Origin of the sequence: Flavobacterium jumunjinense, assembly GCF_021650975.2 — a bacterium.
In the GTDB taxonomy this organism is placed as follows: domain Bacteria; phylum Bacteroidota; class Bacteroidia; order Flavobacteriales; family Flavobacteriaceae; genus Flavobacterium; species Flavobacterium jumunjinense.
In genome coordinates, this window is the sequence record NZ_CP091285.1 from 2,080,072 (window position 1) to 2,103,366 (window position 23,295).

16 protein-coding genes and 2 tRNA genes are annotated in these 23,295 nt (G+C 32.9%); 16 read left to right on the forward strand and 2 right to left on the reverse strand.

Annotation, left to right across the window (positions count from 1 at the left end; translation table 11 throughout):
• The first annotated feature begins 42 nt into the window (after window positions 1-42).
• The 14 genes from mutS (at window position 43) to L2Z92_RS09270 (ending at window position 18,816) form a co-directional block, all read left to right on the forward strand.
• Window positions 43-2,613: a DNA mismatch repair protein MutS gene (gene mutS, locus L2Z92_RS09205; protein WP_236458840.1), complete on the forward strand. Its 2,571-nt coding sequence runs from the start codon at window positions 43-45 to the stop codon at window positions 2,611-2,613.
• Between the two features lie 145 nt (window positions 2,614-2,758).
• Window positions 2,759-2,831: transfer RNA gene (locus tag L2Z92_RS09210), tRNA-Gly, on the forward strand.
• Window positions 2,832-2,850: 19 nt separating this feature from the next.
• A tRNA-Leu gene (locus tag L2Z92_RS09215) sits at window positions 2,851-2,936 on the forward strand.
• Between the two features lie 135 nt (window positions 2,937-3,071).
• On the forward strand, window positions 3,072-4,430 hold the full coding sequence (gene trhO / locus L2Z92_RS09220) for an oxygen-dependent tRNA uridine(34) hydroxylase TrhO (RefSeq protein WP_236458530.1): 1,359 nt from the start codon (window positions 3,072-3,074) through the stop codon (window positions 4,428-4,430).
• A complete protein-coding gene (locus L2Z92_RS09225; protein WP_236458531.1) occupies window positions 4,430-5,671 on the forward strand; it encodes a peptidase U32 family protein in 1,242 nt (413 codons plus the stop codon). The genes trhO and L2Z92_RS09225 overlap by 1 nt, the downstream gene beginning before the upstream one ends.
• Complete coding sequence (locus L2Z92_RS09230; protein ID WP_045969841.1) at window positions 5,671-5,901, forward strand: ferredoxin; 231 nt, start codon at window positions 5,671-5,673, stop codon at window positions 5,899-5,901. Before L2Z92_RS09225 ends, L2Z92_RS09230 begins: the two co-directional genes overlap by 1 nt.
• 175 nt (window positions 5,902-6,076) lie before the next feature.
• Window positions 6,077-7,408, forward strand: a complete 1,332-nt coding sequence (locus L2Z92_RS09235) for a PSP1 domain-containing protein (RefSeq protein WP_236458532.1) — start codon at window positions 6,077-6,079, stop codon at window positions 7,406-7,408.
• Window positions 7,389-7,880, forward strand: coding sequence for a gliding motility lipoprotein GldH (locus L2Z92_RS09240; RefSeq protein ID WP_236458533.1), 492 nt, complete (start codon window positions 7,389-7,391; stop codon window positions 7,878-7,880). Before L2Z92_RS09235 ends, L2Z92_RS09240 begins: the two co-directional genes overlap by 20 nt.
• A gap of 1 nt (window position 7,881) precedes the next feature.
• On the forward strand, window positions 7,882-10,170 hold the full coding sequence (locus tag L2Z92_RS09245) for a penicillin-binding protein 1A (RefSeq protein WP_236458534.1): 2,289 nt from the start codon (window positions 7,882-7,884) through the stop codon (window positions 10,168-10,170).
• Window positions 10,171-10,265: 95 nt separating this feature from the next.
• Window positions 10,266-10,967: a CoA transferase subunit A gene (locus L2Z92_RS09250; RefSeq protein ID WP_236458535.1), complete on the forward strand. Its 702-nt coding sequence runs from the start codon at window positions 10,266-10,268 to the stop codon at window positions 10,965-10,967.
• 2 nt (window positions 10,968-10,969) lie between these two features.
• A complete protein-coding gene (locus tag L2Z92_RS09255) occupies window positions 10,970-11,626 on the forward strand; it encodes a CoA transferase subunit B (protein WP_236458536.1) in 657 nt (218 codons plus the stop codon).
• Between the two features lie 229 nt (window positions 11,627-11,855).
• Window positions 11,856-14,507 (forward strand): S8 family serine peptidase, encoded by a 2,652-nt coding sequence (locus tag L2Z92_RS09260; RefSeq protein WP_236458538.1) that lies wholly within the window; start codon window positions 11,856-11,858, stop codon window positions 14,505-14,507.
• Window positions 14,508-14,593: 86 nt separating this feature from the next.
• Window positions 14,594-15,760, forward strand: a complete 1,167-nt coding sequence (locus L2Z92_RS09265; RefSeq protein WP_236458540.1) for a class I SAM-dependent rRNA methyltransferase — start codon at window positions 14,594-14,596, stop codon at window positions 15,758-15,760.
• A 143-nt stretch (window positions 15,761-15,903) separates the two neighbouring features.
• The gene (locus tag L2Z92_RS09270) at window positions 15,904-18,816 is read left to right on the forward strand and encodes a M4 family metallopeptidase (protein WP_236458541.1); all 2,913 of its coding nucleotides are present in this window, start codon (window positions 15,904-15,906) and stop codon (window positions 18,814-18,816) included.
• Between the two features lie 89 nt (window positions 18,817-18,905).
• On the opposite strand, the gene L2Z92_RS09275 is transcribed toward L2Z92_RS09270, so the two are convergent.
• Window positions 18,906-20,507: a fumarate hydratase gene (locus L2Z92_RS09275; RefSeq protein WP_236458542.1), complete on the reverse strand. Its 1,602-nt coding sequence runs from the start codon at window positions 20,505-20,507 to the stop codon at window positions 18,906-18,908.
• 112 nt (window positions 20,508-20,619) lie between these two features.
• Window positions 20,620-20,832, reverse strand: a complete 213-nt coding sequence (locus L2Z92_RS09280; RefSeq protein WP_236458544.1) for a hypothetical protein — start codon at window positions 20,830-20,832, stop codon at window positions 20,620-20,622.
• 152 nt (window positions 20,833-20,984) lie between these two features.
• Between L2Z92_RS09280 and L2Z92_RS09285 the strand changes: the two genes are divergently transcribed.
• Entirely contained in the window at window positions 20,985-21,617 is a 633-nt protein-coding gene (locus tag L2Z92_RS09285; protein WP_236458545.1) for a response regulator transcription factor, read from the forward strand.
• Between the two features lie 139 nt (window positions 21,618-21,756).
• Entirely contained in the window at window positions 21,757-23,292 is a 1,536-nt protein-coding gene (locus tag L2Z92_RS09290) for a pyridoxal phosphate-dependent decarboxylase family protein (RefSeq protein WP_236458546.1), read from the forward strand.
• Window positions 23,293-23,295: the final 3 nt, after the last annotated feature.

The window sequence follows — 23,295 nt, forward strand, 5'->3', positions numbered from 1 at the left end:
AAAAAGACCTCTGTAACTAAAGAAAAAAAAGAAACTCCATTAATGAAACAATACAACGGGATAAAAGTAAAATATCCTGATGCTTGTTTGTTGTTTCGAGTGGGAGACTTCTATGAAACTTTTGGAGAAGATGCCGTTAGGGCAGCAAGAATTCTTGGAATAACACTAACAAAAAGAGGAGCAGGTTCAGATAGTGAAACGGCTTTAGCTGGCTTTCCGCACCATTCATTAAATACCTATTTGCCTAAATTGGTAAAAGCCGGTCTTCGTGTGGCAATTTGCGATCAATTAGAAGATCCAAAAATGACAAAAACGATTGTGAAACGTGGAGTAACCGAGTTGGTAACGCCAGGAGTTTCAATGAATGATGAGGTTTTGCATTCTAAATCGAATAACTTTTTAGCCTCTGTTCACTTTGGCAAGAAAATGCTAGGTGTTTCATTTTTAGATGTTTCAACAGGAGAATTCTTAACAGCACAGGGTAATGAGGAATATATAGACAAATTATTGCAAAATTTTAGTCCAAGCGAAATTTTAGTTCCAAAACAAAATAAAGCACAATTTAAACAAGTCTTTGGAGAAGATTTTCATACTTTCTTTTTAGAAGATTGGATCTACAAGGAAGATTATGCAATAGAAACGCTAACAAAACATTTTCAAACGAATTCACTAAAAGGTTTTGGAATAGAAGAGTTGTTAGAAGGTGTTATTGCTTCAGGTGCAATTTTGTACTATTTGTCAGAAACACAACACAATAAAATACAGCATATAACCAATATTCAACGTATTGCAGAAGATGCATATGTTTGGATGGATCGTTTTACGATTCGTAATCTCGAATTGTATCATTCAAACAATGTAAACGCAGTTACACTTTTAGATGTAATTGATAAAACATTGTCACCAATGGGAGCGCGTTTATTGAAAAGATGGTTGGCGTTGCCATTGAAAGATGCAACTAAAATAAAAAGCCGTCATGAAGTGGTGGCATATCTAAAAGAGAATTCAGAGATATTACAAAAAATACAATATCAAATTAAACAAATATCAGATTTAGAACGTTTAATTTCTAAAGTAGCAACAGGAAAAGTTTCTCCAAGAGAGGTAAATTATTTAAACGATTCTTTAAACGCAATCATTCCAATTAAAGAATTAGCATTAAAAAGTGATAATGAAGCCTTAAAAGTAATTGGAGATAGTTTGCATGCTTGCGAGCTTTTGAGAGAAAAAATTAAAAACACCATTAATAATGAAGCACCCGTTCATGTCAATAAAGGAAATGCAATTGCAACAGGTGTAAATGAAGAGCTAGATGAATTGAGAGTTATTTCGTCTAAAGGAAAAGGGTATTTAGATGATTTAGAGAAACGAGAAAGTGAGAAAACAGGAATTCCATCTTTGAAAGTTTCGTTTAATAATGTTTTCGGATATTATATTGAAGTAAGAAACACGCATAAAGACAAAGTGCCTTCCGAATGGATACGAAAGCAAACTTTGGTTAATGCAGAAAGATATATTACAGAAGAATTAAAAGAATATGAAGCGAAAATATTAGGAGCTGAAGAAAAGATTCAACAATTAGAATCGCAATTGTTTGAGCAATTGGTCAATTGGATGGCAACTTATATTAGACCTGTGCAACACAATGCTAATTTAATTGCTCAAATAGATTGTTTGAATTCGTTTACGCAATTGGCAATAGAGAATAATTATTCGCAACCTTTTTTAGATGATAGTTTTGATTTAGAAATTAAAGAAGGTCGCCACCCAGTTATTGAAAAGCAATTGCCAGTAGGCGTTCCTTATATTTCGAATGATGTTTTTTTAGATAGAGTAACACAGCAAATTATCATGATTACTGGGCCTAATATGTCGGGTAAATCGGCAATATTAAGGCAAACAGCATTGATTGTATTGTTGGCTCAAATGGGAAGTTTTGTGCCTGCTGAAAGTGTAAAAATGGGTGTGGTAGATAAAATTTTTACTAGGGTAGGAGCTAGTGATAATATCTCAATGGGAGAGTCTACATTCATGGTAGAAATGAATGAAACCGCTTCTATTTTGAATAATATTTCAGATAGGAGTTTAGTGCTTTTAGATGAAATCGGAAGAGGAACATCTACCTATGATGGTATTTCGATTGCTTGGGCAATTTCAGAATATTTACACGAACACCCAAACAAGCCAAAAACACTATTTGCTACCCATTATCATGAGTTAAATGAAATGGAAGTGCTGTTTGATCGTATTCAAAATTATAATGTTTCTGTAAAAGAGCTAAAAGATACGGTTCTGTTTATTCGTAAACTAGTAAAAGGAGGAAGTGCGCACAGTTTCGGTATTCATGTTGCTAAAATGGCTGGAATGCCACAAACAGTAATTCAAAAGGCACAGAAAATATTAAAAAAACTAGAGAAAGATCATTCAGGAGAAGCCTTAAACGGAAGTAAAATGGCAACTGATGATGAATTACAATTGAGTTTCTTTAATTTAGACGATCCGCTTTTAGAAGAAATAAAAGAAGAAATCATTAATATTGATATTAATACATTAACTCCAGTAGAGGCATTAATGAAGTTGAATGAGATAAAAAGGATGTTGACTAAAAAATAATTTTTTAATAAAACATTCGTAATCAAAAGGTTGTGAAAAGGTTAATTTTTTTGTTTAAAAAGTTCTTGTAAGTTTAAAAATATGTTTTATATTTGCACTCGCAATACGGAACAAGTATAGCGAAGTTCTTTTAAAAATGAAAAATGCGAAAATAGCTCAGTTGGTAGAGCGCGACCTTGCCAAGGTCGAGGTCGCGGGTTCGAATCCCGTTTTTCGCTCAACTACCTAAAAATATTTGCTTGAGTGGTGGAATTGGTAGACACGCTGGACTTAAAATCCAGTGGGTAGTAATGCCCGTGCGGGTTCAAGTCCCGCCTTGAGTACAAAAGCTCCAAACATTGTTTGGAGCTTTTTTTGTTTAAAACATTTTCATTTTATCCCTTTTTTAAAATAAAATGTATCTTTGTCGCTAAATCCTTCCATTTAGGATATTAATTTCTCACTTAAAAGTTTATAGCATGCAACTGTATAACACCTTAAGCGCAGAGGAAAGAGCAGAGCTTATCGATCAAGCTGGCAAACAACGTTTAACGTTGTCTTTCTATGCGTATGCAAAAATTGAAGACCCACAAAAATTTCGTAACGATTTATTTATTGCTTGGAACGCATTAGACGCTCTTGGTAGAATCTATGTAGCACAAGAAGGAATAAATGCTCAAATGAGTGTTCCTGCGGATAATTTCGAAGCATTTCGCGATACATTAGAAGTGTATGAATTTATGAAAGGCATTCGTTTGAATGTTGCTGTGGAGCAAGATGATCACTCTTTTTTAAAATTGACAATAAAAGTGCGTCATAAAATTGTTGCAGATGGATTAAATGATGAAACCTTTGATGTAACAAATAAAGGAATTCATCTAAAAGCAGCCGAATTTAACCAAATTTTAGATGACCCAAATACTATTGTAGTAGATTTTAGGAATCATTACGAAAGTGAAATTGGGCACTTTAAAGGAGCAATTACTCCAGATGTAGAAACATTCAGAGAAAGTCTGCCAATAATAAACGATCAGTTAAAAGATCATAAAGAAGATAAAAATCTTGTAATGTATTGTACCGGAGGAATTCGCTGCGAAAAAGCAAGTGCTTATTTTAAACATCAAGGTTTTAAGAATGTGTTTCAGTTAGAAGGAGGAATCATTCAATATGCAAAACAAATAAAAGAAGAAGGTTTAGATAGTAAATTTATCGGTAAGAACTTTGTTTTTGATAATCGTTTAGGAGAACGTATTACAGATGATATTGTATCAAAATGCCATCAATGTGGAAATCCATGCGATAATCATACGAATTGCGCGAATGATGGTTGTCATTTATTATTTATTCAATGTGATAGTTGTCAGTCTATAATGGAGAATTGTTGTTCTACAGAATGTTTAGAAACAACGCATTTGCCATTGGCGGAACAAGTAAAAATAAGAAAAGGAAAGCAAGTTGGAAACAAGGTCTTTCGTAAAGGAAAGTCAGAATCTTTAAAGTTTAAACAATCAGGAGATTTAACAGATTTAGCCTTGGCGACTGCTCCAAAAGCGAAAGATATTCGTCAGAAAATAAAAATCAAAAAGGTTTTAGTTGGTAAAGCAGAACATTATTATGTGAAAGCGCAAATTGGACTTTTTATTGTAGAAAATCAAGAAATAAAAATAGGAGACAAGATTTTAATTTCAGGTCCAACAACAGGGAATCAAGAATTGATTTTAGATAAAATGTTGGTAAACGGAAAAGAGATTGATGTGGCTAAAAAAGGAGATAAAATAACTTTTGAAGTTCCTTTTAGAATTAGACTTTCAGATAAATTATTTAAAATTATTAAGTAATGACTACTTCTGGAAAAATTGAATTGATGGCTCCTGCTGGAAATTTCGAATCGATGCAGGCAGCTCTAGATAATGGTTGTGATTCAATCTATTTTGGTGTGGAGCAATTGAATATGCGGGCTCGAGCAACAGTGAATTTTGTTTTAGAAGATTTACCAGAAATTGCTCGAAGATGTAATGAAAAAAACGTTAGAACCTATTTAACGTTAAATACAATTATTTACGACCATGATTTGTCGGTTGTAAAAACGCTTTTGTCTAAGGCTAAAGAGGCGGGCATTACAGCAGTTATCGCTTCAGATCAGGCGGTAATAATGACGGCAAAAACAATGGGAATTGAAGTGCATATTTCCACGCAGTTGAATGTAACAAATATTGAAACAGTTAAGTTTTATGCTATGTTTGCTGATACAATTGTACTGTCGAGAGAATTAAGTTTACGTCAAGTAAAAAATATCACGGCCAATATAGAAAAGGAAGAAATAAAAGGACCAAGTGGAAATTTGGTAGAAATTGAAATTTTCGGACATGGTGCTTTGTGTATGGCAGTTTCTGGGAAATGTTACCTGAGCTTGCATTCGCATAATTCTTCTGCAAATAGAGGAGCGTGTAAGCAAAATTGTAGAAAAAAATACACAGTTATAGATCAGGAATCTGGTTTTGAAATTGAAGTAGATAATGAGTATTTAATGTCGCCAAAAGACCTATGTACTTTGGATTTCTTAGATCAAGTAATAGATTCGGGAATAAAAGTGTTAAAAATTGAAGGTAGAGGTAGAGCTGCTGATTATGTGGCGACAGTTATAAAAACCTATAGAGAAGCTATTGATGCGTATTATGAAGGTGTCTTTACAAAAGAAAAAGTTGATGTATGGATGCAAACTTTAGCAACTGTTTATAATCGTGGTTTTTGGAGTGGTTATTACTTAGGTCAAAAGCTAGGAGAATGGTCAGATAATCCTGGATCTAGTGCTACACAAAAGAAAGTGTATGTGGGGAAAGGAATGCATTATTTTCCGAAATCTAATATTGCTGAATTTAAAATTGAAGCTTACGATATTAAAAAAGGAGATAAAATTTTAATTACAGGACCAAGTACAGGTGCGCAAGAGCTGGTTCTAGAAGAAATGTACGTGAATGATGTAGATGCTGAAAAAGCAATAAAAGGAGATAGTTGTACTTTAAAAGTACCTTTTAGAATTCGTTTGTCGGATAAAATGTATAAAATTGTAGCAAGTTAATGGTTGTTGTAACATTGCAAAGAGATAAATGTATTGGGTGTAATTACTGTGTAGAAATGGCTCCCAATTTATTTCAGATGTCAAAAAAAGACGGTAAAACTGTTTTGTTGAACTCAAATGATGCAAAAGGATTTTTCACATTAAAATCGCCAGATCATACAATTTTTGAAGATGGAGAGTTGGCTGTTAAGGCATGTCCGGTTAAAATTATTTCAATTAAAGAAGTCTGAAAAATAATTAAAAATGTACTATATAAAACCTATTTACGTTACCATGTAAATAGGTTTTCTTTTTTGTGTAATTTTTAGCTTGAAACCATTAACAAAATTATATTATCTTTACACTCAAAATACATTTTCGACAAGTAGTCACCGTAAAACGTGGCAATCAATATATAAACAAATTATGGCATGTAATAACTGTTCCACAGGAACTAAAGACGGAGTTCCTAAAGGATGTAATAATAAAGGGTCATGTGGTACTGGAAGTTGTAATAAATTAACAGTTTTCGATTGGTTATCAAACATGACGCTTCCCCAAGGCCAAGAGCCTTTCGATTGCGTAGAAATTAGATTTAAAAACGGAAGAAAAGAGTTTTTTAGAAATACAGAAAAGTTGACACTTTCAATGGGTGATATTGTGGCTACGGAAGCATCACCAGGTCACGATGTTGGAATCGTATCTTTATCAGGAGAATTAGTAAAAATTCAAATGAAAAAGAAAAATGTGCCAATAGGAAGTGAATTGGCAAAAATATATAGAAAAGCATCACAAAAAGATATTGACATTTGGAGCGAAGCTAGAAAAAAAGAAGAGGTAATAAGAATGCGTGCTAGAGAATTAGCAATCGCTCTAAATTTGGAAATGAAAATTTCAGATGTTGAATTTCAGGGCGATAGCTCAAAGGCAACGTTTTATTACACTGCAAATGATAGGGTAGATTTCCGTCAGTTGATTAAGGATTTCGCAAGAGAGTTTAGTATTCGTATCGAGATGAAACAAGTAGGTTTTCGTCAAGAAGCATCTAGACTAGGGGGAATAGGTTCTTGTGGTAGAGAACTGTGTTGTTCTACGTGGTTAACCGATTTTAGAAGTGTGAACACTTCAGCAGCTCGTTACCAACAATTGTCTTTAAATCCTCAAAAATTAGCAGGACAATGTGGGAAGTTAAAATGTTGTTTAAATTATGAGTTAGATACTTATTTAGATGCATTGAAAGATTTTCCAGATTTAGATACAAAACTATACACGGAAAAAGGAAATGCAAATTGTCAAAAAGTTGATATTTTCAAGGAGTTGATGTGGTTTTCGTATGAAAATCAACCAGCACATTGGCATGTCTTATCTGTTTCTAGTGTAAGAGAGATTTTAGATTTAAATAAACAGAAAATTAGAGTTGAAGCAATTGAAGAATTCGTGGTTGAAACAACGAAAGAGATTGAGAATAATTTCCAAAACGTTGTAGGGCAAGATAGTTTAACACGTTTTGATAATAAGACAAAAAAGCGCAGTAATAAAAGCAGTAATAAAAACAAAAAGCGTAGTAAGGTTGTGGTTCAAGGAGATGCAACAAAAACAATAAGCCGACCAAAGAAAGTAGATCAAAAACAGACAGCACAGCCAAAACAAGCAGCACAGCCGAAAAAACAGTCTACTTCTCCAAAGCAATCAGCTGCTCCTAAAAAAGCAAACCAATCGAAACCAATAATTAAAAAAAATGATTCTAAGAAAAAATAAAATAATATTATTTTTTATAATGTCGGTATTTTTTATTTCTTGTGATGAAAAAAGGGTATTTGACGAGTATAAAGAAATGGGAGGAGTATGGAAAAAAGAAGATGTAAAGCGTTTTGTTTTTAAACAAGAAGATACAATCAATCCTTATAATCTATTTTTGAATATTAGAAATACAAATGAGTATCCATTTAGAAACTTGTTTGTAATTGTTAATTTGAAACAACCAGATAACCTAGTTAAGGTAGATACCTTAGAATATTTAATGACCAATCCGGACGGTTCTTTGTTGGGAGAAGGTTTTTCAGATGTTAAGGAAAGTAAGCTGTGGTATCAAGAAAAATTTGTTTTTAAGCAAAAAGGAGAATATGTTTTAGAAGTTCAACAGGCTTTAAGAGAAACAGGTAGTGTTTCAGGTGTTGAAGAATTAAAAGGAGTAACAGATATAGGTTTTAGAATAGAAAAAGTAAAGTAATATGGCTACTAAAAAAAAGGTAAAGAATAATTTTTCTAAATACATTAGAATTTTTTGGATAACCTTCATATCGGGTTTTTCATTGATAATTTTATTGTTTTTGTTTGCTTCATGGGGATTTTTTGGAGCAATGCCAACTTTTGAAAATTTGGAAAATCCAGATTCTAACGTGGCAACAGAAATAATTTCTTCAGACGGAGTTGTTTTGGGTAAGTTTTATGCGCAAAATAGAGTGCCAATAAAATATGAAGATCTTCCAAAGCATTTGGTTCAAGCATTAGTTGCTACAGAAGACGAGCGTTTTTACGACCACTCAGGTATAGATCCTCGCGGTACTATTAGAGCAGTTGTTATGCTTGGAAGAGATGGAGGAGCAAGTACAATCACACAACAATTAGCTAAATTGTTATTTCATGGAGAGAGATCTAAAAATATTTTTGAAGCGATTGCGCAGAAAATCAAGGAATGGATTATCGCAGTTCGTTTAGAGCGTCAATATACGAAACAAGAAATTGTAGCAATGTATTTAAATCAGGTTGACTTTGTTAATGGAGCCATTGGAATTCGTTCTGCATCTAAAATTTATTTTAATAAAGAGCCTAAAGATTTAAAAGTAGAAGAAGCAGCTCTTTTTGTTGGAATGTTGGTAAATCCTTCGCTTCATAATCCTCGTCGTGAGTCTAGAATTGTAATGATTAAAGATAGAAGAAATACTGTTCTTGGGCAAATGGAAAGAAGTGGTTTTTTAACTAAGGCAAAGAAAGAAGAATTGCAAAAAACACCAATAACATTAGATTATAAACCTGAAAGTCATAAAGAAGGAATTGCAACCTATTTTAGAGAGTACCTTAAGGTGTATATGAAAGATTGGACGAAAGAGCATTTAAAAGAAGATGGCTCAGAATATGATATTTATAGAGATGGATTAAGAATATATACTACAATCGATTCTCGTATGCAAAAACATGCTGAAGAAGCTGTAGCAGAACATTTAACTATTCTGCAAGCAAAGTTTTTTGCAGAAGCTAAAGGGAAGAAAAATGCACCTTTTTTAAAAATATCAACAGATGAAACAGAAGCAATTGTAAAAAGAGCAATGAAGAATTCTGAAAGATGGAGAATACTAAAAGAAGAAGGAAAATCAGAAGGTGAGATATTAAAATCATTCGATGTAAAAACAAAGATGAAAGTGTTTTCTTGGAAAGGAGAGAGAGATACTATTATGACGCCAAGAGATTCTATTATCTATTACAAGCATATACTTCAAGTAGGAATGATGGCTATGGAGCCACAAACGGGTCATATCAAAGCTTGGGTTGGAGGAAATAATTACAAACATTTTCAATATGATCATGTTGGTCAAGGAGCAAGACAAGTTGGTTCAACATTTAAACCATTTGTTTATTCTACAGCAATGGAACAATTAGGAATGTCTCCTTGTGATTCTATTATCGATGGACCTTTTACGATTCCGAAAGGAAAATGGGGAATTTCTAAAGATTGGTCGCCTACAAATTCAAGTGGGAAATACATGGGAATGGTAACATTGAAACAAGCTTTGGCAAATTCATTAAATCCTGTTTCTGCGAAGTTAATGGACAGAGTAGGTCCTCAGGCGGTTGTTGATATGGCACATGATTTGGGTGTTACTTCTGAAATTCCAGTTACGCCGGCTATTGCATTAGGAAGTGTCGAGATTACGGTGAAAGAAATGGTTGGAGCTTTTAGTACATTCGTTAATCAAGGAGTTTATATTAAGCCTTCTTTTATTACTAGAATAGAAGATAAGAACGGTGTTATATTGGATCAATTAATTCCAGAGTCTAAAGATGTAATGAATAAAGATGTGGCTTATGCTATCATAAAGTTAATGGAAGGTGTAACACAATCGGGTACAGGTGCTCGTTTGAGAGGAGGATATGTAAACGGATTAACGTCATATAAGTATAGGTTTAGTAATCCAATTGCTGGAAAAACAGGAACAACACAGAATAATTCCGACGGATGGTTTATTGGTATGGTACCAAATCTTGCTGCGGGTGTTTGGGTTGGAAATGAAGATCGATCGGCGCATTTTAGAAGAACGCTCTACGGACAAGGGGCTTGTATGTCTCTGCCGATTTGGGGATTGTTTATGGATAAGTGTTATAAAGATAAAGACTTGAGTGTGTCTAAAGGTGCTTTTGAAAAACCAGATAAGATTACAATAAGTGTAGACTGTAGTAAAGTTGTTCCTACTGTTGATTCGACAGATGTTGAAGATGTAGATATGAATCAATTTGATACTTAGAGGGTAATTTTTCTATGTTGAAGCAGTTATAAATTGAAAAAAACCAAGTTTTGTTGATTAGTAAAATAGTTGTATAAAACGAAATAAAAAAAAATATGATTAATCGTAAAGTAAATAATGTAACAGAGGCATTGCAAGGCATTGAAGACGGAATGACAATTATGTTAGGAGGGTTTGGATTATGTGGAATTCCTGAAAATAGTATTGCAGAATTAGTAAATAAAAAAACAACAAATCTAACTTGTATCTCTAATAATGCAGGTGTTGATGATTTTGGATTGGGATTATTATTGCATAATCGTCAAATAAAAAAAATGATTTCTTCTTATGTGGGAGAAAATGCTGAATTTGAAAGACAAATGCTTTCAGGAGAATTAGATGTAGAATTAACACCACAAGGAACATTGGCAGAAAAATGCCGTGCAGCTCAAGCTGGTATTCCTGCGTTTTTCACTCCTGCTGGTTTTGGTACTGAAGTTGCAGAAGGAAAAGAAACAAGAGCGTTTAATGGAAAAATGCATGTAATGGAACATGCTTTTAATGCCGATTTTGCGATTGTTAAAGCTTGGAAAGGTGATGAAGCAGGTAATTTGATTTTTAAAGGTACGGCAAGAAACTTCAATGCGGTTATGGCGGGTGCTGGTAAAATTACTATTGCTGAGGTAGAAGAATTGGTTCCTGCTGGAACATTAGACCCAAATCAAATTCATATTCCTGGAATTATGGTGAATCGTATTTTTCAAGGTGAAAAATTTGAAAAGAGAATTGAGCAAAGAACGGTAAGACAAAAAAGTTAATCATGGCATTAGATAAAAATCAAATAGCACAAAGAATAGCGAAAGAAGTAAAAGACGGATATTATGTTAATTTAGGTATCGGAATTCCGACTTTAGTAGCTAATTATGTACGTGAAGATATTTCAGTTGAATTTCAAAGTGAAAATGGAGTTTTAGGTATGGGACCATTTCCGTTTGAAGGGGAAGAGGATGCGGATATTATCAATGCTGGAAAGCAAACGATAACAACTTTAGCAGGAGCTAGTTTTTTTGATTCTGCTTTTAGTTTTGGAATGATTCGTAGTCAAAAAGTAGATTTAACTATTTTAGGAGCAATGGAAGTTGCGGAAAACGGAGATATTGCCAATTGGAAAATACCAGGTAAAATGGTGAAAGGTATGGGCGGTGCAATGGATTTAGTTGCTTCTGCTGAAAATATCATAGTCGCTATGATGCATGTTAATAAGGCGGGTGAGTCTAAATTATTAAAAAAATGCTCATTACCTTTAACAGGAGTTGGTTGTGTGAAAAAAATTGTAACAGAATTAGCTGTAATTGAAGTTACTCCAAAAGGATTTAAATTGTTAGAAAGAGCTCCAGGTGTTACTGTTGAAGATATAAAAAATGCGACAGAAGGAACGTTAATTATTGAAGGTGAAATACCAGAAATGGAGTTCTAAAAGAAATATAATATAAAAACAAAAAAAAGGCAATTTCTCTTTTGAAATTGCCTTTTTTTTGTTTTTATAGGATTGTGTAAATGTTAATTAAATTATGTTTTTTCTATATATTTAGTTATTTTAATGAGTTTAATGTAAAATTATTGTTATTTTATTATTGTTTTTTGTTAGTTTTGCGATGTATTTGCAAATGCGTATAAAACATAAACAAACAAAAAACAATTTAACTATGGTGACAAAAAACAATTTTAGAGGACTGCTCTTTGCGAGCTTATTGTGTTCCTTGCCTAATGTTTTTGGGCAAACTGAGACGGAAAGAATGCAAATTATAAATGAGTATGATACACAAGAAATCACAAAACTATCAAGTTCGTTTCTTGAAAAAGAAAAAGCAAATAAAAAAGCAGCTGTTGCATTTGCTAAAACAAATAATATACCAGTGTATGTTAATCTGGAAGATGGAGGAGTTGCTGAATTGCAAAAAATAGAAACAGACGGTAGTTTGATTTATTATAGAACTTTTAATGTAGCGGCGGCTAAATCTACAAGAGCAAATCATCTTAATTCAGGAGGGAGTTTAGGTTTAAATCTAGATGGTCAAAATATGATTGCTTATGTTTGGGATGGTGGTCATGCAAGAGTAACGCATCAAGAATATGACGGAGTAGGAGGTTCAAACAGAGTTAGTGTAGAGGATGCGTCAACTGAAGGTGGAACTCGGTTGAATTTTCATGCTGCACATGTAACAGGAACAATAACGGCTTCTGGAGCTGTTGCTAGTGCTAAAGGAATGGCTTCTCAGTCGCGTGTTAGAGGGTATATGTGGAATAATGATTTGTCTGAAGCGACTACGGCAGCTGGAAACGGAATGTTGATTTCGAATCATTCTTACGGTTATCGTTCCGACCTGGTTTCCGATTATTATTTTGGGGCTTATATAACTGATTCAAAAGATTGGGATAATTTAATGTATAATGCGCCAAATTATCTAATGGTCGTAGCAGCAGGAAATGATGGGAATACGAACTATAATTCACAACCATTAAATAGTAGTTATCCTCAGTATGATAAATTAACAGGGCATTCAACTTCTAAAAACAATTTAGTTGTAGCTAATGCTCAGGATGCAAACATCGATTCAAATGGAAATCTGGTTTCTGTATCTATCAATAGTTCAAGTAGTCAGGGACCAACAGATGATTTAAGAATTAAGCCAGATATTACGGGTAATGGTACTAGTGTTTATTCTTCATCACATAGTAGTGATACTGCTTATCAATCTTTAACAGGTACTTCAATGGCATCTCCAAATGTAGCGGGTACTTTATTGTTGTTGCAACAGCATTATAATAATTTAAATGGAAGCTTTATGCGTTCTGCAACATTGAAAGGAGTTGCATTGCATACGGCAGACGATGCAGGTTCAAACGGACCAGATGCAATTTTTGGATGGGGGCTTTTAAATGGAAAAAAAGCGGCACAGGCAATTTCTCAAAGAGGAAATCAGTCAATTGTAGATCAAAGAACATTGCAGCCAGGTCAGTCGTATACTGTTACAGTGAATAGTGATGGGGTTAATAGCTTGTTGGCATCTGTTTGTTGGACAGATCCTGCAGGAACTGCAACTACAACAGCTAATTCATCTATAGCTAGATTAGTGAATGATTTAGATATTAGAATTACAAAAGCAAGTACAACTTATCTTCCTTGGAGATTAACAGGTGTAAATACCAATGGATTAGGGGATAATTCTAAAGACAATTTTGAAAGGGTTGATCTAGCTAATGCTTCTGGTCAATATACAATAACTATAACTCATAAAGGATCAACTTTAGTAGGCGGAAGTCAGAATTATACTCTTGTTGTTACTGGTGTAACAAATACAACTACAGTATGTGATGCTACGGTTCCTGTGAGTTTAAATAGCTCTGGAACAACTTCGTCAAGTACTTCTTTAAGTTGGTCTTCAGTGGCAGGAGCAAGTTATGAAGTTAGGTATAAAACAATAACAGCTTCAACATGGACAACTGTAACTTCAGGTTCTAACAGTATAGTTATTTCTGGACTTTTATCGGAAACAAATTATGAAGCACAAGTGAGAAGTATTTGTTCAAATGGTGATGCATCAGCTTTTTCAAGTTCGAAACAGTTTACAACATTAGCAGATTCTGCTGTCACATATTGTGATTCTAAAGGTAATAGTGTAGCCGATGAATATATTGATTTTGTTGGATTGAATAATATGTCAAATGCTACTGGAGCAAATGGAGGTTACGCAGATTTTACAAATTTAACAGCAAATCTTCCTTATGGTACAAATACCGTATATGTTAGTGCAGGCTTTACAGGTTCTTCTTATAATGAATACTGGTCGGTTTGGATTGATTACGATAAGAATGGTACTTTTGAAAATTCAGAAAGAGTAGTAAACGGATCGTCATCAAGTAGTGCTACTTTGTCTGGATCGTTTACTGTGCCAACAACTGCTTTGTCAGGAAATACAAGAATGAGAGTTCAAATGAAGTATAATGCAAACTCGACACCATGTGAAGCTTTTACTTATGGAGAAGTAGAGGATTATACCGTTAATATTGGAGCAACTGCAGGTGTGAATTCGATAAGTTCTAATGAAGGATTTGGAAACGAAGAAGGTAATTATGACTTTATTGTATATCCAAATCCAGTTAAAGGGATGTTGAATATAAATGTATTAGATAATAGAGTTGTGACTTTTACGATCTATAATTTAATTGGTCAAAAAATAATTTCTGGTGATAATAATGAAGCAGGAATTGATGTGTCTAAAATGCCTTCAGGAATATACGTTGTTGAAGTGAATGACGGACAGAAAACAATTTCGAAGAAATTTGTTAAAGAATAAAAATTATATATTTCTTATTAAAACGCCTTGAACATCAAGGCGTTTTTTTATTTCAAAAAGTTAGATTAGTTTTGCTAAAAAAAAGAATGAGTTTTTCAAAAGTAATATTAAAGCAGGGAAAAGATAAATCAATAAAAAGACGTCACCCGTGGATTTTTAGTGGTGCAGTCTTTGGTGTAAGTCAAGAATTGGAAGATGGAGAAATGGTGGATGTTGTAGATGATAGAAATAATCACCTTGGAACTGGTTTTTTTAGTAATAGAGGAAGTATAGTAGTTCGTCTTTTGACTTTTGGAGAAGAAGTTTTTGATGAAAATTTCTGGAAAAATAGACTAGAATCTGCTTGGTTGTTGAGAAGGAAACTGTTAGATTTTGATGTTACTAATTCATTTCGATTAATTCATGGAGAAGGTGATGGAATTCCAGGTTTGATAATTGATTATTATGATAAAAACTGGGTGATACAAGCTCATTCTGCAGGTATATATTTACAAATTGAAGAAATTGCTAAGGCGATAAAAACGTATTATTCAGATTTTTGTGAAACTATCTATTGTAAAAGTAGTGGAACATTACCGCAAACAGGAAGAGATTTCTTTCTTTTTGGAGAGAAATCAGAAACAATTGCTTTGGAAAACAATGTGAAATTTGCAGTGAATTGGGTTGAAGGGCAGAAAACTGGTTTTTTTCTAGATCAAAGAGAAAATAGAAAGCTACTTATGGAATATGCAAAAGGGAAGAAAGTTTTGAATACTTTTTGTTATACTGGTGGTTTTTCAATATATGCAATGAGCGCAGGAGCAGAATTGGTTACATCGGTTGATATTTCTCAAAAAGCGGTTGATTTAGCCGATAGAAACATGGAGTTGAATTTTAAAGATGCAAATCATAAACCTGTCGCATCTGATGTTTTTGAGTATATGAAAGAGAATCATCAAGAATATGATGTGATAATTTTAGATCCGCCAGCATTTGCAAAAAATATAAAAAGTAAACATACAGCTACTCAGGCTTATAAAAGATTAAATATCGCAGGTTTAAAAGCATTAGGTCCTAAGGGAATTCTATTTACTTTTTCTTGTTCGCAAGTAATAGATGACGTGTTGTTTTATAATACAGTGGCTGCGGCTGCAATTGAAACAGGACGAAATATTCGTGTTTTACACAAGCTATCTCAAGGTCCAGATCATCCAACGAATATTTATCATCCAGAAGGTCATTATTTAAAAGGATTAGTGCTTTTTGTTGAATAAAATTCAATCATGACTATTTTTTAACTTAAAATATTTAATTAATTATGATAATTTAACAAATTATACATAAATACTGTATTTGGATAATTCTAATACTTCATATCTTTGTTTTTCTAACCTATACAATTAAAAACTAATTAATTATGAAAAACAAATTACAGAAAAATGTAGTAATGCTATTGCTTGCTACTTCTTCTTTTTTGTCAACAGCTCAGGTTGCTGATAAAAATGTTAAGGAGATGGTGTTGGATGACAAAGGACAACCTTCATTAATTATCTTTAATGAAAGTGCTAATGTTTCAAGTGCTAACTTCCAGAATGTATTAAAAGAAAATCTTAAATTGAGAAGCGATTTTAATTTCGTGAAGATTAAAGATGAAATGGACAATTTAGGTATTGTTCATGAAAAGTATCAGTTGTACTATAAAACTGTAAAAGTAGAATTCGCTACCTATACAATCCACTCTAAAAACGGTAGAATAGTTTCAATGAGTGGTGATATTTATAATGCAAATACAATTAATATTACGCCATCTATTAATGGTGAAAAAGCATTAGAGTTTGCCAAAAAAGCAGCAGGAAATAGTTCTTTTTTATGGGAAGACAAAAGAGAGGCTTCTTTAATAAACTATACAAAACCTCAAGGGGAATTAGTATTGTTGCCAGATATGGCAAGTATTGGTGTTGAAAGAGAAACAACAGATTTAATTTTAGCGTATAAATTTGATATTTATGCTACAAATCCGATTAGTAGAGGAGATGTTTATGTAGATGCAAAATCGGGAAAAGTTTTATTTTATAATGCAACAATTAAGCATGCAACAAATTTCGGACATGGATCTGCTCATTTGTTTGCTAAAAAACATAGCTGCGAATCAAATAATGTTGAAAACAATTATAATTTAACTAAAACTTTAGAAGCTTTAGTTACAGGTAATGCAGCAACAAGATATAGTGGTAGTCAGAGTATTGAAACTACTTTAAGTGGTGGTAGCTATATCTTAAAAGACAACACTAGAGGTAGTGGAGTTAATACCTATGATCTGAACACAGGGACTAATTATGGATCTGCTGTAAATTTTACTGATAATGATAATAATTGGACAACTGCTGAGCATAGTGCAAACAAAGATAACGGCGCTTTAGATGCGCATTGGGGAGCAGAGAAAACATATGATTACTGGACTACAAAGCACAGTAGAAATAGTTTTAATGGTTCTGGAGCTGCAATAAATAGTTATGTGCATTATAGTTCTAATTATGATAATGCATTTTGGGATGGTTCTAGAATGACTTACGGTGATGGTAGTGGTACTTATTTTGATATTTTAACTGCATTAGATGTAGCAGCTCATGAAATTGGTCATGCAGTATGTACTTATACAGCTAATTTGGCGTATCAAAGAGAGTCTGGGGCATTAAATGAAGGTTTTTCAGATATTTGGGGAGCAGCTGTTGAGTTTTATGCAGCACCAACTAAGAGCCCATGGTTAATTGGAGAAGATATTGAAAGACGTTCAGGGCATGCAGCACTTCGTTCAATGAGTAATCCAAAAAGTGAAGGACAACCAGATACTTATGGTGGTACAAATTGGAAAAACCCAAACTGTGGAACTCCAACTCAGTCAAATGATTATTGTGGTGTTCATACAAATAGCGGAGTATTAAACCATTGGTTCTATATTTTAGTTCAAGGAAAAACAGGAACTAATGATATTGGTAGCGCATATAATGTTACAGGAATAGGAATGGATAAAGCGGCAAATATTGCATATCGTTTAGAAAGTGTTTATTTATCTGCAAATTCAACTTTCGCTAATGCAAGGTCATTTGGTATTCAAGCAGCAACAGATTTGTATGGAGCTGCTTCTCCAGAAGTAATCGCAACAACAAATGCTTTTTATGCTGTTGGAGTTGGCGCTGCTTATTCTGATGGTGGTGGAGATCCAACAACATGTACAACAACAGTAACTTCTTACCCATATGCTGAAGGTTTTGAAAATACTTTAGGAGCTTGGGCTCAAGGTTCAGGTGATGATTTTGATTGGGCAGTAAACTCAAACGGAACACCTTCAAGTAATACAGGACCGTCTAGTGCTTCTCAAGGATCATATTATGTATATGTAGAAGCTTCTAGCCCTAATTATCCAAGTAAATCTACAATTTTAAATTCACCTTGTTTCAATTTAACTGGAGCATCTGCGGCTACTTTTACATTCAAATACCACATGTATGGAGCTGCTGGAATGGGAGGTTTAAAATTACAAGCAAGTACGAATGGTACTACTTGGGCAGATGTTTGGTCTAAAACAGGTGATCAAGGTAATTCATGGTTAAGTGCTTCTGTTGATTTAGCTTCTTATGCAGGAAATACAGTAAGATTAAGATTTGTAGGAACTACAGGTTCAACTTGGCAAGGTGATATAGCTGTTGATGATGTTGCATTATCTACAGGAACAGTAACTGATCCAACATGTACTAACGTGAATATTAATTTAACATTCGATAATTATCCAGAAGAAACTAGCTGGCAAATATTGAATGCTAGTAATCAAGTAGTAGAATCAGGTGGAACATATGGAAGTCAAGCAGACGGTTCTTCTTTAACAATTACAAAATGTTTAACTGCAGGTTGTTATACTTTTAAAATTAATGATAGCTATGGAGATGGTATTTGTTGTTCATATGGTAACGGAAGTTATTCTGTTAAAGCAGGTGCAACTACTCTAGCAAGTGGAGCTAGTTTTGGAGCAAGTGAGTCTACAAACTTCTGCGTTGGAACAACAGGAATAGTTTCTAACCTAAGTACAATAACAGAAGTACAAGAAACAATTTCATTCTCAATGTATCCAAATCCAGTAAAAGGAGATTATCTAAACGTTATCTCTAATGATGGAATGAAAGATTATAAAGTATATAATTTAGTAGGACAATTAGTTTTACAAGGTCAAATTAAAAATGACCAAGTTAATGTGAGCTCTCTAAATAGTGGAGTTTATGTTATCGAGTTAAATACTTATAAAGAGAAAATAACTAAGAAATTCATAAAAGAATAAAACGATATTTTTTGTTAAGTTAATAAGTGAAAAGGCTGCTCTAATTTTTTAGGCAGCCTTTTCTAATTATAGTAATAGAGTTAATCTATTTATAGATTTGCAAAGAAATCATTTCCTTTATCATCTGTAATAATAAATGCAGGGAAATCTTTAACTGTAATTTTTCTTACCGCTTCCATTCCTAATTCAGGAAAATCGACAACTTCAACTTTTAAAATGTTGTCTTTTGCTAGAATTGCAGCAGGACCACCAATAGAACCAAGGTAAAAACCGCCATATTTACCACAAGCCTCAGTAACTTGTTGCGAACGATTTCCTTTAGCTAACATAATCATACTTCCACCAGCAGCTTGGAACTCTCCAACATAAGGATCCATTCTTCCAGCTGTAGTTGGTCCAAAACTTCCAGAAGGCATTCCCTCTGGTGTCTTTGCAGGACCAGCATAATAAATAGGATGATTTTTAAAATACTCAGGCATTGGTTTCCCAGTATCTAAGAGTTCTTTAATTTTTGCATGTGCAATATCTCTAGCAACGATAACTGTTCCGTTTAATTTTAAACGTGTCTTAATTGGATATTTAGTTAATTCTGCTAAAATATCAGCCATCGGACGATTTAAATCGATTTCAACGGCTGGTTGTAAATGAGGTGCAACTTCAGGAAGAAATTGACCAGGATTTGTTTCTAATTGCTCAACAAAAATTCCTTCTTTAGTAATTTTTCCTTTAATGTTTCTATCTGCTGAACACGATACTCCTAATCCAACTGGACAAGAAGCAGCATGACGTGGTAAGCGGATAACACGAACATCATGTGTGAAATATTTTCCACCAAATTGTGCTCCAATAGCACTTTCTTGGCAAATTTGTTGTACTTTTTTCTCCCATTCTAAATCTCTAAAAGCCTGACCAGCCATATTTCCAGAAGTAGGGAGGTTGTCGAAATAGCCTGCAGATGCTTTTTTTACAGCAGCTAGGTTGGCTTCTGCAGATGTACCACCAATTACTAATGCTAAATGATAAGGTGGGCAAGCAGAAGTTCCTAAATCTTTAATTTTTTCTTTAATAAACTCCTCCATTGACTTTTCATTTAATAATGATTTCGTCTTTTGGTATAAGAAAGTTTTGTTTGCAGAACCACCACCTTTGGCAAGAAATAAAAACTCATAAGAAGCTCCTTTTTTTGCATAAATATCAATTTGTGCGGGCAAATTAGAGCCTGAATTTTTTTCTTCAAACATACTGATAGGTACAATTTGAGAATAACGAAGGTTCTTTTTTTCGTAAGTATTAAAAATACCTCTTGATAACCATTCAGCATCATCTACTCCTGTGTAAACATTTTCCCCTTTTTTTCCCATTACAATGGCTGTTCCAGTATCTTGACAAGAAGGAAGCTCTCCTTCTATAGCAACAGAAGCATTTTGTAATAAATTGTAAGCAACAAAACGATCGTTATCAGTTGCTTCTGGGTCTTCTAGTATGTTAGCCAAACTTTTTAAGTGTTTTGTTCTAAGCATAAAAGAAACATCATTCATTGCTACTTCAGAAAGCAGTTCTAAACCTTTTGGGGCAATTGTTAAAATTTCTCTGTCGCCTAGTTTTTCAACTTTTACGTAATCAGAACTTATTTTTTTGTATTGCGTATCGTCTTTTTCAATTGGATACGGATCTTGATATATAAAATCCATTGTGTTAGTTTTTAGAAGTGTAAAGTTACGTAATGTTTAAAAATTAGATAAATATTCCTAGAAGCTTTTCCTGTTTTAGTTGGTATTTTGAATAATTCTAAAGTAATAGTAATTAATTTGTATTAGAATGATGGTTTGTAATAACTATAACTCCAATCATAATTAGTAGTACAAAAACACCAAGTAGTGTGTTTCCGCTTTCTTTTTTAATTTTATCCATAGGTTTCTTTCCACCATAACAAAGCCACTTTATCCATTTACCGACTATTCTAGGAGTATAAAAAAATAAAATTTCTGCAAGTAGTTCAATTAAGAATTCAAACATATGCTTTCTATATTAAAAATGATAGTACTTTAAATTGCTAAAATAGATAGTATTTAAAGTCGTTAATATAAATAAGTGTTAAAAAAGTAATAATTATAATTAGAAAATCTGTTTCAAATGTATTATTTTTATCGAGTCTAAATAAATAAAACATGAAACCGATTACAATTGTTATTGCAGATAGTCAAAATCTATATAGAATTGGACTTAGATCAGTAATAAAAAAACACTTTAAGAATGTACAAATTAGGGAAACATGCATAAAAAATGAGGTGTTAAAATGGTTAAAAAAAGAGGAGATAAATTACTTGTTTTTAGATCCTTATAATATAAAAAGCTTTGAAATAGATGAAATTAAAACACTTAATATAGCTTACCCAAATTGTAAAATCATTATAACTACTTGCTCACATAATGAACTTTCTGAGGAACTTTTAATTAGAAAAATAATAAAAGGCTATATCTGTAAAACAAATAAAGAGTTAATTTTTCATGAAGCAATAAGTAAGATCGAAGAAAACGAAGAATATGTTTGCAATGAAATATTAAGTAAGTTTTTCAAAAATAAAGTTGAAAATAAATTTAAGGCACAATATCAATTAACAGAAAGGGAAACTGAAATTTTAAAATTAATTGGTCAAGGAAAGAGTGGCGAACAAATAGCAAACGACTTGTTTATAAGCATACATACATTTAGAACGCATAGAAAAAATATAATGAAAAAGACAAATATAAATTCTACTTCAAAATTAGTTGTTCACGCAATAAGTAATCATTTAAGCTAAAGATTGCTACTCTAATTGCGGTATAATATCTACTGCTTTTAATTAATTAATTTACTATTAAGGTTGTATTGACACTTTTTTATTTTGGGCATACTTTTGTTTTTTTATTCTTTAGAATTAATCTAAATAAAAATAACAAATGAATATACTTGAACAAACAAAGCAAGATTCAAAAAATAAATTAGTAGTTGTAAATCATCCTAGAGAGCATATTTTTTCAAATGAAAAGATTGGGATTTCAAATTACAAAAAGAGTATGAAAAAAGCAATTCACGCTATTAGTAATACGCTAAAAGATAGGAAAACTCCTTTTACAGGGAAGTCAATTGCTGTATTAAGAGAAAAATTTAACAAGATTCAGTTGGAACATTTTAAAGAAACACATTCTTTAGAATATGTTATTGAAGAGTTGAAGGAATTGTATTTAGATGATTGTGTGCATTTTCATCATCCAAAATATATTGCGCATTTAAATTGTCCGATTCTTACTCCAACTTTGGTAGCAGAAACTTTTATTTCTTCTCTAAATTCATCTATGGATACTTGGGATCAAAGTACAGGAGGAACTTTTATAGAGTTAAAATTGATCGAATGGACCTTAGATATCTTAGGTTTTCCTACAGAAGGTGATGGGATTTTTACCAGTGGAGGAACACAGTCTAACATGATGGGATTATTGTTAGCAAGGGATTTTTACATTAAAAACAATTATGATATTGATCCAAAAATGGAGGGTTTACCAGCAGATGCTTCTAAATTTAGGGTATTTTGTTCAGATGTAAGTCATTTTAGTTTAAAGAAAAACCTGAGCTTGTTAGGACTAGGACAAAACGCTGTTATTCCGATTACAGTTGATGCTGATTTTAAAATGGACGTTAAAAAATTAGAATTAGCCATTGAAGAGCAGAAGCAATTAGGAAATATTCCTATAGCTATTGTAGGAACAGCAGGGACAACCGATTTTGGCTCAATTGATCCATTACCAATAATTTCAGCCATAGCAAAACAAAATAAATTATGGTTTCATGTTGATGCGGCTTATGGCGGTGGTTTGCTAATAAGTGAGAAACATAAAAGCAAACTAAGAGGTATAGAATTAGCCGATTCGGCAACGATAGATTATCATAAAACATTTTATCAACCAGTAAGTTCTAGTGGGTTTTTCATGAGAGATAAATCTTTTATAGACTATATAAAATACCATGCAGATTACCTTAATTCGAAAGAACAAGAAGAAGAAGGTATTCCCAATATGGTTAAAAAATCAATACAAACCACAAGACGATTTGATGCTTTGAAACTTTGGTTTACATTAAGAATGATTGGTGTTGAAGGATTGAGTTCCTATTTAGAAAAAGCAATAGAGAGCGCTCAATTTACAGCTCAGTATTTAAGCGAGAGGAAAGATTTTGAAATCATTCATCAACCGGAAATTAGTGCAGTTGTTTTTAGATATACTCCTTATTCTGGTTTAGATGCTACCTATTGTAACTTGAATAGTCACATTCGAAAGGCAATGTTTAATGAAGGAAAAGCGATCATTACAAGTACAAAAGTGAAGGAAGAAGTGTTTTTAAAATTCACCTTATTAAATCCGTTAACAACAACAAAAGATATTGAAGAAGTGATTGACCTAATTGTTTTTCATGGGCAACAATATTCATTAAAAAATTAGAAA

Excerpts from the sequence above, each read along its gene's own strand:
- mutS (WP_236458840.1), top strand. The coding sequence starts at position 43 with ATGAAACAATACAACGGGATAAAAGTAAAATATCCTGATGCTTGTTTG.
- trhO (WP_236458530.1), top strand. The coding sequence starts at position 3,072 with ATGCAACTGTATAACACCTTAAGCGCAGAGGAAAGAGCAGAGCTTATC.
- L2Z92_RS09225 (WP_236458531.1), top strand. The coding sequence starts at position 4,430 with ATGACTACTTCTGGAAAAATTGAATTGATGGCTCCTGCTGGAAATTTC.
- L2Z92_RS09230 (WP_045969841.1), top strand. The coding sequence starts at position 5,671 with ATGGTTGTTGTAACATTGCAAAGAGATAAATGTATTGGGTGTAATTAC.
- L2Z92_RS09235 (WP_236458532.1), top strand. The coding sequence starts at position 6,077 with ATGGCATGTAATAACTGTTCCACAGGAACTAAAGACGGAGTTCCTAAA.
- L2Z92_RS09240 (WP_236458533.1), top strand. The coding sequence starts at position 7,389 with ATGATTCTAAGAAAAAATAAAATAATATTATTTTTTATAATGTCGGTA.
- L2Z92_RS09245 (WP_236458534.1), top strand. The coding sequence starts at position 7,882 with ATGGCTACTAAAAAAAAGGTAAAGAATAATTTTTCTAAATACATTAGA.
- L2Z92_RS09250 (WP_236458535.1), top strand. The coding sequence starts at position 10,266 with ATGATTAATCGTAAAGTAAATAATGTAACAGAGGCATTGCAAGGCATT.
- L2Z92_RS09255 (WP_236458536.1), top strand. The coding sequence starts at position 10,970 with ATGGCATTAGATAAAAATCAAATAGCACAAAGAATAGCGAAAGAAGTA.
- L2Z92_RS09260 (WP_236458538.1), top strand. The coding sequence starts at position 11,856 with ATGGTGACAAAAAACAATTTTAGAGGACTGCTCTTTGCGAGCTTATTG.
- L2Z92_RS09265 (WP_236458540.1), top strand. The coding sequence starts at position 14,594 with ATGAGTTTTTCAAAAGTAATATTAAAGCAGGGAAAAGATAAATCAATA.
- L2Z92_RS09270 (WP_236458541.1), top strand. The coding sequence starts at position 15,904 with ATGAAAAACAAATTACAGAAAAATGTAGTAATGCTATTGCTTGCTACT.
- L2Z92_RS09275 (WP_236458542.1), bottom strand. The coding sequence starts at position 20,507 with ATGGATTTTATATATCAAGATCCGTATCCAATTGAAAAAGACGATACG.
- L2Z92_RS09280 (WP_236458544.1), bottom strand. The coding sequence starts at position 20,832 with ATGTTTGAATTCTTAATTGAACTACTTGCAGAAATTTTATTTTTTTAT.
- L2Z92_RS09285 (WP_236458545.1), top strand. The coding sequence starts at position 20,985 with ATGAAACCGATTACAATTGTTATTGCAGATAGTCAAAATCTATATAGA.
- L2Z92_RS09290 (WP_236458546.1), top strand. The coding sequence starts at position 21,757 with ATGAATATACTTGAACAAACAAAGCAAGATTCAAAAAATAAATTAGTA.